This window comes from Caulobacter sp. D5, assembly GCF_003185805.1.
In the GTDB taxonomy this organism is placed as follows: Bacteria; Pseudomonadota; Alphaproteobacteria; order Caulobacterales; family Caulobacteraceae; genus Caulobacter.
This window is the reverse complement of the sequence record NZ_QHJY01000095.1, coordinates 1-13,384: the sequence shown is the minus strand read 5'-3', so window position 1 is coordinate 13,384 and position 13,384 is coordinate 1. Positions and strand designations below refer to the sequence as shown.

Below are 13,384 nucleotides of genomic sequence, written 5' to 3'. Positions count from 1 at the left end.
TAACCCCTCATCCTCCCACGCCTGCGGCGCGGGCCCCTCCTTCTCCCTATGGGAGAAGGTAAAATGGGGCGGCCTTACGCTTTAGGAAACCACGGCACGAACCCCGAAGTCCGGGCCACGTACGCCGCGTATTCCGGCCGCGTCTTCTTCAGCCGCCCCTCCGTGGTCGGCACGCCGCTCCAGCGGGTCAGGGTGATGGTCAGCAGGATCGGGCCGACGATCGAGGCCGCGCCCCAGGGCAGGGCTTCAGCGGCGATCAGGAACAGGCCCCACCAGACGCAGGCGTCGCCGAAATAGTTGGGGTGGCGGGTGTAGCGCCACAGGCCCTGGTCCATCACCTTGCCGGCATTGGCCGGGTCGGCCTTGAAGCGCACCAGCTGGGCGTCGCCGACGGTCTCGAAGGCGACGCCGATCACCGCAAGGGCCGCGCCGATGGCGGCCAGCGGGCCGAGCGGTCCGGCGGCCTGGCCCAGCTGGACGGGCAGGGCGACGACGTACTGCATGGCGTATTGCAGGGCGAAAACGAGCAGCAGCGAGGCCTTGGCGAAGCTCCAGCCGCGCGCCTTCTCGGCATGGCCCAGCATGGCGACGTAGCGGCGGTCGGCCCCGTGCTTGCGCCAGCGCCAGAAGAGATAGCCGCCCAGGCGCGCGGCCCAGACGGTGCACAGCCCGGTCAGCAGCAGGCCGCGCGGGGTGGGCGGGCCTTGCAGGAAGGCGGTCCAGGCGATCAGGGCCATGCCGACGCCCCACCAGGCGTCGATGAAGCTGACATCGCGGATCCTCAACGAGACGCCCCACAGGAGCAGGAAGGCCAGCGCCGAGACGGCGGCGTCGACGAGCAGGATCTGCAGCATCTCAGGTTCCGATCACCAGGCTGACCGTGGTGGTGGTCGAGCCGCCGATATTGAGGGTCTGGACGGTGCGGGCGCCCTCGACCTGGCCGTCGCCGGCCGTTCCCGTGGTCTGCTTGAAGGCGTCCAGCGCCATGCGCACCCCCGTGGCCCCGACCGGATGGCCGGCGCCGATCAGTCCGCCGGACGGATTGACCGGCAGTTTGCCACCGATGGCGATGTCGCCGGCCTCGATCGCCTTCCAGGCTTCGCCCGGCGCGGTGAGGCCCAGATGGTCGATGGCCATGTATTCGGTGATGGCGAAGCAGTCGTGGGTCTCGACGGCGTGGATCTCCGACAGGTGGGCGATCCCGGCCCGGGCGCGGGCGTCGTCGATGGCGCGGCGCACCTGCGGGAAGACGTGACCGCCCTTCGAACTGGCCTCGGCGCTCTTGGCCAGCTTGCGGTCGAGCGGGATGGGGGCCGAGCGGTGGCCCCAGCCCTTGATGCGCGGCAGGCTGTCGAGCGGGATCCCGCGGGCCTCGGCATAGGACCGGGCGCGCTGCGGCGAGGCCAGGAAGATCACGGCGGTCCCGTCGGTGACCTGGCCGCAGTCCTGCTTGCGGGTGCGGCCCTCGACGACCGGATTGGCGACGTCGTCGGCGGTGAAGGCCTGCGGCGGAAAGCGCCAGTCGCGGGTCTGGGCGTTGGGATTGCGCCGGGCGTTGGCGAAGTTGTTTTCCGAGATCGCCATCAGGTGCTCGTAACGCAGGCCGAAGCGGTCGTCGTAGACCTCGGCCAGGTCGGAGAAGGCGGCGGGCCAGAGAAAGCGGGCGTCCTGGTGCTCGTGGCCGGCCCAGGCGGCCGCGCCCAGGTGCTCGGCGGCGGCCTGGCCGGAGACGTTGCGCATCTGCTCGATGCCGACCACGCAGGCCAGGTCGTAGCGGCCGGCCTCGAGCTCGGCGGCGGCCGACAGGATGGCGACGCTGCCCGAGGCGCAGGCGGCCTCGTGGCGCATGGTCGGCAGGCCGTCGAGGTCGGGATGGACGAGGCCGAAGAAGCCGCCCAGCAGGCCCTGGCCCGCGAACAGCTCGCCGGCGAAGTTGCCGACGTGGCCGGTGTCGATGTCGGAAGGCGCGAGGTCGGTGGCGGCAAGTCCCTGCGCCACCGCCTCGCTGAAAGCGTCGGCCAGGCCCCAACCCTGGCGCGACCAGTTGGCGGAAAAGTCGCTCTGCCATCCCCCCAGGATGTAGGCCATCGCTCTTCTCCGCGCCGGCAGGCGAGTTTCCCGTCCCCCGCTCTTGTTAGTCTCGTTATAAAAGCGAGGGTGCGGCGAGGCAATTGACAGGGATGGGCGAACGCCATCACGACAGAACGATGTCGCCTGAAAACCACAGTTTTCGCACGGTCCGCGCGAGTTCGGCGGCGCGGGCTCTGAATCTGATCGGTGACCGCTGGACGCTGCTGGTGCTGTACGCGGCGTTCCGGGGCGTGAACCGGTTCGACGGCTTCGTGGCGCAGACCGGCATGGCCCGCTCGCTGCTGACCGACCGGCTGGCGCGGCTGGAGGCGGCGGGGGTGCTGGAGAAGCGGCTCTACCAGGAGCGGCCGGCGCGGCACGGCTACCATCTGACCGAAAAGGGCCGTGGGCTGTTCGACGCGGCCCTGATGATCCTGCGCTGGGAGGAAAGGCGCAGCGGCGAACCGGCCCAGCGGGTGATCCACAAGCCCTGCGGCTGCGTGCTGAAGACCGAGATGGCCTGCAAGGCCTGCGGCGGGGTGGTGAGCGCGCGCGAGGTGACGGTGGCGCCGGAACCGGGCGCCGGTTTCGATCCCGCCCCGCCGCCGCGCGCCCAGCGCCGCTCGATCGCCGAAGGGGAGGGGCGGGGCGACCCGGCGGTGGAGCGGGCCGTGGCCGTGCTCGGCGACCGCTGGACCTCGTACCTGGCGGCGGCGGCCTTTTATGGCCTGAGGCGGTTCGGCGATTTCCAGGCCGAGTTGAACGTGGCCAGCAACATCCTGTCGGACCGCCTGGGTCGGCTCGTTTCGTTGGGGGTGCTGGAGAAGGTCCGCTATCAAGAGCGGCCCGAGCGCTGGGAGTACCGGCTGACCGGGGTGGGGCGCGAGCTCTTCCCGCTGATCGTGGCCTTGATGGCCTGGGGCGACCGCTGGCTGGCGGGGCCGGAAGGTCCGCCCGAGGTGCTGACGCATGCTCCGTGCGGGCAGCGGCTGGAGGCGGTGGTGATCTGCGCGGCCTGCGGCGGGACGGTGGGGCCGGAGACGACGGCGGTCGCGGAGGCGGGGTGAGACCCCCTCAGTCGCTCCGCGACAGCTCCCCCAGAGGGGGAGCATCTTCCTGGCGCGGCGTCGAACGAGATCCTCCCCCTCTGGGGGAGGTGGCCCGGAGGGCCGGAGGGGGTCTTCTCCGGCCCCTTTGGATCAGAGCCTGTCCACCGGCGTAGCTTCGCCCGAGGCTTCCCGCGGCGTGGTCCAGCGGGCCATCTTGGGGGTGATCCAGCGCTCGAAGTCGTCGATGACCTCGTAGACCACCGGCACCAGCACCAGCGACAGGATGGTCGAGGTGATCAGGCCGCCGATCACGGCCACGGCCATGGGCTGGCGGAACTCCGAGCCTTGGCCGAGGCCGAGCGCGGTGGGCAGCATGCCGGCCATCATCGCCAGGGTGGTCATGACGATCGGGCGGGCCCGTTCGTGGCAGGCGTCGATCAGGGCCTCGCGCTGGCTCATGCCGGCCCGCTCCTGCTCGATGGCGTACTCGACCAGCAGGATCGAGTTCTTGGCCGCCAGGCCCATCAGCATCAGGAAGCCGATCAGCGACGGCATCGACAGCGGCTGGCCGCAGACCACCAGCGCCACCAGGGCGCCGCTGATCGCCAGCGGCAGGGCCGAGAGGATGGTGATCGGCTTGAAGAAGCTGCGGAACAGCAGCACCAGCACGCCGAACACCAGGCCCACGGCCGACAGCAGGGCCACCGCGAAGCCCGTGAAGAGCTCGGCGAAGGCCTCCTGGTCGCCGGCCGAGGCCGGGGCCACGCCGGCGGGCATGTTCTTCATGGTCGGCAGGGCGTTGATCTCGGCCAGGGCCTGGCCCAGCTGGGCGCCGCCGTTGAGGTCGGCCTCGATGGTCAGCTGCCGCTTGCGGCCGAAGCGGTCGATCTTGGCGGGACCGGCCTGGAAGCTGATGTCGGCGACGCTGTCGAGGCGGGTGATCCCGCCGGCGGCGGTGGGCACCTGCAAGGCGCCGATGGCCGCCAGGTCCGACCGCGCGCCTTCCGGCAGGCGGATGCGGATCGGGATCCGGCGCTCGCCCTGGGTCATCTTGGCGACGTTGGCGTCGATGTCGCCCACGGTGGCCACGCGGGCGATGGAGGCGATGTCGGTGACCGAGACGCCCAGGCGCGCGGCTTCGTCGGCGCGGGGCCGGATGACGATCTCCGGACCGCTGGGCGGCGAGGACGGACGCGGGTCGGCGACGGTCTTCAGGGTCCGCATCTCGCGCTCGATCTGCAGGGCCGCCTTGTCGAGGGCCGCGCCGTCGTCCGAGGTGATGATGTTCTGGATGTCGGACGAGCCCCAGTCGCCCTGCAGGTTGACGCGGGCGTCGGGGATGTCGCGCAGGCCGGCGCGGATCTCCTGCTTGATCTCCGTGACGGTCAGCTTGCGGTCGCCCTTGAGCACCACGGTGACGGTGCCGTCGCGGACGTCGGCGCCGCTCTGACCGCTGAAGCCGCTGGCGATGTTGGAGCCGACCTGGACGAAGACGTGGGCCGTCTCGGGCCGGGCCGCGAACATCTTCGTCGCCGCCTGGGCCGTGCGGTCCATGTCGGCGATGGTCGCGCCGGGCGGGCCTTGCAGCTTGATGTAGTAGTAGTTGGCGTTGCCGGCCGGCTGGAAGCCGACGGCCAGGACGCCGATCGAGGCCAGGAAGCCGGCCCCGGCGATCGAGCCCAGGGTCAGGACGCCGCCGATGATGAAGGCGATGATCCGGTGGTCCAGCGCCCAGTCGAGGCTCTTGCGATAGAGACCCTCGAACGGCTTGCGCTCGTGCGGGCGCAGGACGGGCTTGAGGAAGTAGGCGGCCAGCAGCGGCGTCAGCAGGCGAGCCACGACCAGCGAGAACAGCACCGCGACGGCGACCGTCAGGCCGAATTCCTTGAAGAACTGGCCGGGGATGCCGGGCATGTAGGACACCGGCACGAACACCGCGACGATGGTGAAGGTGGTGGCGACCACGGCCAGGCCGATGGCGTCGGCCCCCTCCATCGCCGCGTGATAGGGCCGCTGGCCCTTGGCGACGCGTTTTTCGATGTTCTCGATCTCGACGATGGCGTCGTCGACGAGGATGCCGATGACCAGGGTCAGGGCCAGCAGGGTGACGACGTTCAGCGAGAAGCCGACCATGCCCATGAAGGCGAAGGTCGGGATCAGCGACACCGGCATGGCGATGGCGGTGATCAGGGTGGCGCGCCACTCGCGCAGGAACAGGAACACCACCAGCGAGGCCAGCAGCATGCCTTCCAGCAGGGTGTGCTTGGTGGCCTCGAAGCTGGCGCGGGTCTCGTCGACGGTGGAGTAGATCTTGGTGAAGGTCACCCCGGCGTTCTTCTGGCCCAGGGTCTCGACGGCCTGCTTGACGCGGTCCTCGACCTCGACGTCGCTGGACTCGCGGGTCTTCATCACCTGGAAGGCGACGACGGGCTTGCCGTCGAGGCGGGCGAAGCCGCGCTCCTCGCCGGCGCCCTGGCCGACGTCGGCGACATCGGTCAGCTTCACGTAGCGCGAGCCGACCGGGATGGTGATCTGCTTCAGCTGCTCCAGGGTGTTGGCCGCGCCGAGCACCCGCAGGGTCTGCTCGCGACCGCCGACGCTGGCCCGGCCGCCGGGGGCGTCGAGGCTGAAATTGGCCAGGGCCTGGTTCAGCTGCGGCGCGGTCACCCCGAAGGCGGCCATGCGGGCCGGGTCGAGGACGACGTTGATCTCGCGCTCGGCGCCGCCGACGCGGGCCACCTGGGCCACGCCCTTTTCGCCCTGGAGGGCGCGGGTGATGGTGTCGTCGACGAACCACGACAGGTCGGCCGTGCTCATCGACGGGGCCGAGACCGCGTAGGTGATGATCGGGGCGCTGTCGATCTCGAGCCGCTGGACGATCGGCTCGTCGACCTCCTTGGGCAGGCTGGCGCGGGCCTGGTCGACCTTGGAGCGGACCTCGTCGGTGACCTTCTGCAGGTCTTCGCCGAGTTCGAACTCGATGGTGGTGGTCGAGGCGCCCTGGGTCACCGACGAGCGGATCGTCTTGACGTTGGAGATGCCCGAGACCGCGTCCTCGACGACGCGGGTGACCTGGGTTTCAAGCTCGCCCGGGGCCGCGCCGCTCTGGGTGACCGAGACGGTCACCGCCGGGAAGGTCACGTTCGGGAACTGCTTGACCGGCAGCGACAGGTAGGCCCCGACGCCGGCGATGATCAGGGCGATGAAGACGACCGCGACCGGGATCGGGTTCCTGATCGACCAGGCTGAGATGCGGAGGTCGGCCATCAGTTGGCGGCCTTCTGCCCGTTGGCGGCCACCGGGATCGGCTTGATGACGTCGCCGTCGCCGATGAAGGCGCCCGAGCCGATCACGATGCGCGCGCCGGGAGCGGGACCCTGCACCAGTTCGACCCAGCCGCCGCCGCTGCGGCCGGTGGTCACCGGAACCTGCTTGGCGCGGTTCTGGGCGTCGACGGTGACCACCGACAGGCCCGAGGCGTCGTAGCGGATGGCCGCTTCCGGCACGGCGACGACCGCCGCGCCCGACGGGCCGAAGATCACCTTGCCGAAACCGCCGGCGCGCAGGTCCTCGCGCACGGGCAGGCGGATGCGGACCTTGCCCAGGCGGGTGTCGGTGTTGACGCGCGGACTGATCAGGCGGATCGCGCCCGAGACCTGCGCGCCGCCGGGCAGGGTGACGGTGGCCGGCTGGCCGACCGACAGGCCCGCCAGGTCGCTTTCGTTGACGTCGGCTTCCAGTTCGACGAGGCCGTCGCGGACGATGCGGAACCAGGCCGTCGTGCCGCTGCCGGCGATCTCGCCCGGCTTGACGCCGCGTTCGATGACCCGGCCGCCGACGGGGGCGACGATGGTCAGGCGGCCCTGGCGGGTCTGGAGTTCGGCCAGCGCCGCGGCCTGGGCCTTGGCGTTGTAGCGGCGGCTTTCGATCTGTTCCTGGCTGAGCACGCCCTGGCCATCGAGGCCCGAGACGCGGGCGGCTTCGGCCTGGGCCTGGGCGGCGACGGCGGCCTGCTGGCCGATCTGGGCGCTCAGCAGGGTGGCGTCCAACTGCACCAGCGGCTGGCCGGCGCGCACCCAGTCGCCTTCGTCGGCGTAGATGCGGGCGACGCGGTAGCCGGAGAGCTCGGAGCCGACGGCGGCCTCGTCGCGGGCGATCAGCACGCCCGAGGCCTCGATCCCGCCGCCCAGCGGACGGGTCTGGACCTCGCCGACGCTGACGGCGCGGGCCTGGCTGGCGGGGGCGGCCTTCTTCTCGTCCTTGCCGCCGCAAGCCGTCAGGACCAGGGCGGACGCGGTCAGCAGGGCGAGCGCGCGGGCGGTTTTCATCGTCATGGGCGGGGTTCTCATCGCGGGGCGCGTTCGGAGGCGGTGTCGGCGGCCTGGGCGGACGCCCGGGGCGGAAGCGGGGCAGGGGCGTTCGGCGACCAGCCGCCGCCGAGCGCCTTGTAGGTCTGGACCGCGCGTTGCAGGGCCTGGGTCTGGGCGCCGGTCAGGGCGCTGCGGGCGCTGCGCCAGGTCTGCTCGTTCTGCAGGTTGGTCGTCTGGTCGACGAGGCCCAGGCCGTAGCCCTTGCGGCTGGCGGCGTAGGCGCTGGCGGCGCGGGCCTCGCCGGCCTTCAGCAGGGCGACCCGGCGGTTGTCGGCGGCCAGCTGGGCCATGGCGTTCTCGGCCTCGCCATAGGCCGTCTGCACGGCCTTCTCGTAGGCGACGGCGGCCTGTTCGGTGCGGGCGTCCTGGGCGTCGATGTCGGCCAGCAGCTGGGGGATGTTGAGCAGCGGGATGGTGACGCCGCCGCCGAGAGTCCAGGAGCCGGTGGTGCTGGAGGTCGTGCCGTTGGTCTGGGCCGAGCCGCCGGAGAACAGGCTGCTGTAGTCCACCGCAGGCGAGACGCTCTTGGCCCAGCCGAGGCCGGGCGTCAGGGTGAAGGTCGGGAACAGGGCCAGCTGGTTGACCTTGAGGTTGCCGGCGGCGGAGGCCAGGCGGGCCTGGGCCTCGCGTACGTCGGGGCGGCGCTCCAGAAGCGCGCCGGGCACGGTGGCCGGAACCGGCGGCGGGGCGTCGAGGGCGGCCTCGACGTCGAGGCTGGCCAGCGGGTCGACGCCGCGTCCGACCAGGATCAGCAGGCTGCGGCGAGAGGCCTGGAGCTGGGCCTCGTAGTCGGCCGCCTGGGCCTCGGACTGAGCCAGGGTGGCGGCGGCGCTGTCGGCTTCCGAACTCGCCGACAGGCCAAGCTTGGCCTTCCTGGTCGCCAGTTCGCCCAGCGACTGGCTGATGCGGGCGCTCTCTCGGGCGTCGGCCAGCTGCACGGCCAGGCCCTTGGCCTCGAAATAGGACTGGGCGACGTTGGCGGCCAGGGCCGCGCGGGCGCCCTCGTAGGCGAAGCGGGCGGCGGCCAGGTCGTTGTTGACCACCTGGAGGCCTGCCTTGCGGCGACCCAGGTAATCGAGCTCCCACGAGACGTCGAAATTGGCGCTGTAGCTGTCGCTGTCGCCGCCGACGGTGAAGGACTCGCCCTGCTGGTCCAGAAGCTCGGTGTGCTTGCGGCTGGCCGCGCCCTTCACCTGGCCCGACGGAATGTAGAGCTGGCGGATGTTGCTCTTGCGGACGGCGCGGGCCTCTTCCAGCACGGCGGCGGCGCTGCGGGCGTCGGGGCTGCGCTCCAGCGCCGTGGCGATCAGGGCGTCGAGCTGGGGATCGCCGAACTGCGTCCACCACTGGTCGAGGGCGGCGGCGGGCAGGGGCGCGCCGGCCGGCGCCTCGAAGGCCGTCGGCAGGCGGGTGTCGGGGGTGCGCGGGGCGGCGGTGTTGCAGCCGGCCAGCAGCAGGGCGGCCAGGCTCGCGCCCGCCAGGGCGGAGAGGCGCGCAGCCGTCGGCCGGCGATCCGCGATCGCGTCGGAACTCATCTAGATTTCACCCCACACTGTCGGACGACCGACCCATAACGGATAGACAGGACCGTCGTTCGCTCAATTAGGGCGACAACTCACAGGAAAAAAGCCCGTCTCGCCGCTGTGCGACGGGAATTGTCCCCGATTGCGGTCACTACGTAGATGACCTCGTCCCGGCTTGGCGCCTTCGCGGCGGACCCCCGGGGTGGCCTCCACGTCTCGATACCCGGAATTCAAGACGCCCGAGCTTGCCGGAAAATTACGGCGGTTGACGCTTGGGAAAACATACTCAATCATCGAAACAGTCGTTCGACTCTCGATGTCGAGCCCGCTCGCCCTGCGGCCGAGCGGCCAAGAAAGCTTTGCGTACAAAGTATCCGGCGAGAGGGGGATCCCAAGGTGTCGGCGTCTAAGTTCGCATCTTCCAATTTCGAAACGCGTGATTTCGCGACGGCGGGCGGCCGTCCGAGGCGTTCGCGCGCGGAGGATACCGTCGACCCCTAGAGAGAGATCCGTCCTCGCCCAAGCGCTCCGAAAAAGAAGAGACAGACCGGGAGAGGGAAGATGACCAGGAAGACCTATCTGCGCGCGGGCTCGGCCGGCGCGCTGGCGATGGCGCTCGCCGCGACGGCGGGTGCGGCATGGGGGCAGGAGGCGACGCAGGTCGAGGAGGTGGTGGTCACCGGCTCGTTCATCCGCGGCACGCCCGAGGACGCGGCCCTGCCGGTGGACGTGATCGGGGCCGAGGAGCTGCAGAAGCGCGGCTCGCCCTCGACCGTCGAGATGATCAAGGCCCTGTCGGTGTCGAACGGGGTGCTGGGCGACACCAACCAGTTCGACAGCCGCGCCCAGGGCTCGGAAGGCTCGGGCTCGGTGAACCTGCGGGGGCTGGGCTCGCAGCGCACCCTCGTCTTGCTGAACGGTCGGCGCCTGGCGATCAATCCGCTGGCCGCGGCCGGGGCCGGCATCGTCGACACCAACATCATCCCCGCCGCCGCCATCGGGCGCGTGGAGGTGCTCAAGGACGGGGCGGCGGCGACCTATGGCTCGGACGCCATCGCCGGGGTGGTCAACTTCATCACCAAGAAGAACGTCGACGGGCTGGAGATGGCCGCCGACTACCGCGCCATCGACGGCTCGGACGGCGACTACGGCCTCAGCCTGACCTACGGCAAGAAGTGGGACCACGGCGACATGCTGCTGAGCGCCGGCTGGCAGCACCGCTCCAAGCTCAGCGTCGCCGAGCGCGACTGGGCCAATCGCGGCTATCTCGACAATCCGGAGGCCGGCTGGTCGGCGGCGGGCAATCCCTCGACCTTCATCCCGGCGGCCAGCCCGACCAACGGCATGCGCGATCCGGCCTGCGCCAGCCTGGGCGGGTTTCCCGGCTTCAGCGGCCTGACGCCGGTCTGCTACTGGCACTACACGCCGTTCGACAACCTGGTGGAAAAGTCCAACGCCGTGCAGGTCTATGGCGAGATCAACGCCAGGCTTTCCGACACCACCAAGCTGCACGTCGAGGCCCTGTGGTCGCACACCGACGTGCCCGACTGGAACACCTCGCCGTCCTACGCCGCCCTGGCCGTGCCGACCGCCGAGGTGGCGGCCTCGACCAGCCTGATCGGCCGCTATTACGTGCCGGCGACCAATCCGGGCCTGGCCGCCTTCATCGCCGCCAACCCGACCGTGACCCTGACGGGGCTGGGGACCGGCGCCCAGATCACCGTGCCGACGGCGACGGTGTTCGCCTTCGGCGCCATCAACGCCGCCAACCGGCCCTACGGCATCGGCGGCAATCCCAAGTTCGGCTACGGCCCGTCGATCGGCTCGCGTTCGTTCGACGCCTATCGCGTCTCGGCCGACCTGAAGGGCGAGTTCTCGAACGGGATCGGCTGGGAGGCGGCGCTGACCTATTCCCAGGAGGTGGGGATCCGCACCGGCTACGACACCCTGGTCAACCGCTTCGCCCTGGCGCTGCGCGGGCTGGGCGGGCCCAACTGCGACACCGATCCGAACACGGCGGGGATCCAGGGCACGCCGGGCGTCGGCGGCTGCCTGTATTACAACCCCTTCGCCAGCGCGATCCCCAGCAACGCCATCACCGGCGTCGCCAATCCCGGCTACGTCTCCAGCCTGGCCAACAGCAAGGAGCTGACCGACTGGTTTTTCAAGAAGCTGTCGACCAAGCAGACCTCGCGGTTGTTCGTGGCCGAGGCCGTGCTGAACGGCAAGACGGCCATCACCCTGCCGGGCGGCGACATCGCCTGGGCGGCTGGGGTGCAGTACCGCCGGACCTATTTCACCTCGACCTTCAACGACATCTCCAACGCCCTGATCAATCCGTGCGTCAACACGCCGGACTACGGGGTGACCACCTGCACCGGCTCGGCGCGGAACGGGCCGTTCATGTTCCTGGGCGTCAACACCCCGGCCGATAATCAGAGCGACGTGGTGGCGACCTTCGGCGAGCTCAGCCTGCCGATTACAGAGACGGTGCAGGCCCAGCTGGCGGCGCGCTACGAGGACTATGGCGGGTCGGTGGGCTCGACCTTCAACCCCAAGGCCTCGGTGCGCTGGCAGGCGACGCCGTGGATGGCGGTGCGGGCCTCGGCCGGCTCGACCTTCCGCGGGCCGCCGGATCCGCTGACCACGACGACCTCGGTGACCTCGCTGCAGGGGATCCTGGGCGTCTTCCGGGCGGTCGACATCTTCGGCAATCCGGACCTGAAGCCCGAGAAGGCAAACACCTACAATTTCGGCCTGCTGTTCAAGGCCGGCGCCTTCAAGGCCAGCGTCGACTACTTCCGGTTCGACTTCAAAAACCCGATCGTGGCCGAGCCGGTGGCGGGCATCACCAGCGCGCTCTATCCGAACGGGGCGGCGGGGACTAACAACTGCGGGAACAGCGCCTATGCGGCCCTGCAGGCCCGCTTTACCTTCAACGGCGCGTGCGGCACGCCGACCACCAGCATCGCGCGGCTGAAGACCTTCTACATCAACGGCGCGCCGATCGAGAATTCGGGCTTCGACTTCTCGGCCGACTACGCCTTCGAGGGCGTGCTGGGCGGCGAACTGGCCGTCGGCGGCAGCGCGACCTGGATCCAGAAGTACGAGGTGGGGGCGACCAGCGTCGAGGGCGTGGTGGTCGAGAAGGCCTTCGACGCGGTGGGCCTGCTGAACTACCAGACCACCGTCGTGCCGATCCCGGAATGGAAGGGCGACGTCTTCGCCGAATGGAGCCGGGGGCCGCACAACCTGCGCCTGACCGTGCACTACATCGGCAAGTACACCGACCAGCGCACCGCGCCGTTCGCCACTGGGGCCTACAAGGACACGACCGGGGCGGCGGTGACGGTGGCCAACGGCAAGACCATCGACGCCCAGGTGCTGACCGACCTGGCCTATCGCGTGATCCTGCCGCGGGATGCGACGGCAAGCATCGCGATCACCAACCTGTTCGACAAGGACCCGTCCTACGCCCGGCTCGACCTCGGCTACGACCCGTTCACCGGTGACCCGCTGGGCCGGACCTACAAGCTGAGCCTGCGCAAAAGGTTTTGAGATCCCCGCCTCGGGGAACTGGCGATCGACTTCCTCCGTCGATCACCTTGGGCCGGGGACGAAAGTCTCCGGCCTTTCTGTTGCTTCGCCCTGCGGGCGGCCCCCTCAGTCGCTCCGCGACAGCTCCCCCAGAGGGGGAGTATCTGAAGCGCCAAGATCCTCCCCCTCTGGGGGAGGTGGCCCGGAGGGCCGGAGGGGGTTTTTCAGCTCAGACCTGCGCCACCGCGCGCCGCACAGCCTCGGCCAGGTCGTCGAGGTCGGCGATGTCGAGGTCGGCGGCGAAGGGCAGGCCCAGCATCTTGCCGGCCAGGTGATCGACGACGGGCACGGCGTCGGCGGCGGCTTCGGGATCGCGCACGCCCACGCAGGTGACGAAGCGGCCTTCGACGGCCAGCAGGGCGGCGACGGCCGGGGCGCAGCCCTCGGCGACGCTGACGACGCAGGCGCTGGACACCCACGACAGGCCCCAGCCGGGCTGGAACTGGATCGGCGAGCCGAGCAGCAGCATGCGCAGGCGCTGGGCGTTGGTGGCAAGCTGCTGGCGCTTGAGGGTCCAGCCGTCGAGGCCGGCCTCGCCTTCGAAAGCGGGGGCCGACAGGCGGGCGATCAGGTCGGCGTCCTCGGCGGCGACGAACACGCCCTGGCCGCCGGGCAGGCCGACGACCACCGGGACCGGGGCGTCCATGATCACATCGTAGCCGAAGGTGGCGTCGACCACGATCGGCAGGCCGGTTTCGGCCTGGAAGGCGGCGAGGGCGGCGAGGTCGGGGGCGCGGCCGAAGGCGCAGGTGGTGACGATAGCCTCGAGCGGGCA

At 70.4% G+C, this 13,384-nt stretch carries 6 protein-coding genes and 2 pseudogenes; 2 read left to right on the top strand and 6 right to left on the bottom strand.

Features of this window, described 5'->3' with window-relative positions; genetic code table 11:
- Positions 1–74: 74 nt before the first annotated feature.
- Positions 75–854: a DUF1295 domain-containing protein gene (locus DMC18_RS07280; protein ID WP_110121330.1), complete on the bottom strand. Its 780-nt coding sequence runs from the start codon at positions 852–854 to the stop codon at positions 75–77.
- Position 855: 1 nt separating this feature from the next.
- Positions 856–2,088, bottom strand: coding sequence for an acetyl-CoA acetyltransferase (locus tag DMC18_RS07275; RefSeq protein WP_110121331.1), 1,233 nt, complete (start codon positions 2,086–2,088; stop codon positions 856–858).
- Between the two features lie 119 nt (positions 2,089–2,207).
- Between DMC18_RS07275 and DMC18_RS07270 the strand changes: the two genes are divergently transcribed.
- Entirely contained in the window at positions 2,208–3,137 is a 930-nt protein-coding gene (locus DMC18_RS07270; protein ID WP_110121332.1) for a helix-turn-helix domain-containing protein, read from the top strand.
- A gap of 132 nt (positions 3,138–3,269) precedes the next feature.
- Here the strand turns inward: DMC18_RS07270 and DMC18_RS07265 are convergent, their stop codons facing one another.
- Genes DMC18_RS07265 through DMC18_RS07255 form a run of 3 tightly spaced genes read right to left on the bottom strand, consistent with a single transcriptional unit; the run spans position 3,270 to position 9,024 of the window.
- Positions 3,270–6,386, bottom strand: coding sequence for an efflux RND transporter permease subunit (locus DMC18_RS07265; protein WP_110121333.1), 3,117 nt, complete (start codon positions 6,384–6,386; stop codon positions 3,270–3,272).
- Entirely contained in the window at positions 6,386–7,453 is a 1,068-nt protein-coding gene (locus DMC18_RS07260; protein WP_110121334.1) for an efflux RND transporter periplasmic adaptor subunit, read from the bottom strand. Before DMC18_RS07260 ends, DMC18_RS07265 begins: the two co-directional genes overlap by 1 nt.
- A gap of 11 nt (positions 7,454–7,464) precedes the next feature.
- Positions 7,465–9,024, bottom strand: coding sequence for an efflux transporter outer membrane subunit (locus DMC18_RS07255; RefSeq protein ID WP_110132806.1), 1,560 nt, complete (start codon positions 9,022–9,024; stop codon positions 7,465–7,467).
- A 472-nt stretch (positions 9,025–9,496) separates the two neighbouring features.
- Between DMC18_RS07255 and DMC18_RS07250 the strand changes: the two are divergent.
- Positions 9,497–12,570, top strand: a pseudogene (locus tag DMC18_RS07250) (TonB-dependent receptor).
- A 208-nt stretch (positions 12,571–12,778) separates the two neighbouring features.
- Here DMC18_RS07250 and DMC18_RS07240 read toward each other — a convergent pair.
- A pseudogene (locus DMC18_RS07240) lies at positions 12,779–13,384 on the bottom strand (DegT/DnrJ/EryC1/StrS aminotransferase family protein); the annotation flags it as partial.

Bases quoted from the DNA above. Each gene is read 5' to 3' on its own strand.
- DMC18_RS07280 (WP_110121330.1), bottom strand. From the start codon at position 854: ATGCTGCAGATCCTGCTCGTCGACGCCGCCGTCTCGGCGCTGGCCTTC.
- DMC18_RS07275 (WP_110121331.1), bottom strand. From the start codon at position 2,088: ATGGCCTACATCCTGGGGGGATGGCAGAGCGACTTTTCCGCCAACTGG.
- DMC18_RS07270 (WP_110121332.1), top strand. From the start codon at position 2,208: ATGTCGCCTGAAAACCACAGTTTTCGCACGGTCCGCGCGAGTTCGGCG.
- DMC18_RS07265 (WP_110121333.1), bottom strand. From the start codon at position 6,386: ATGGCCGACCTCCGCATCTCAGCCTGGTCGATCAGGAACCCGATCCCG.
- DMC18_RS07260 (WP_110121334.1), bottom strand. From the start codon at position 7,453: ATGACGATGAAAACCGCCCGCGCGCTCGCCCTGCTGACCGCGTCCGCC.
- DMC18_RS07255 (WP_110132806.1), bottom strand. From the start codon at position 9,024: ATGAGTTCCGACGCGATCGCGGATCGCCGGCCGACGGCTGCGCGCCTC.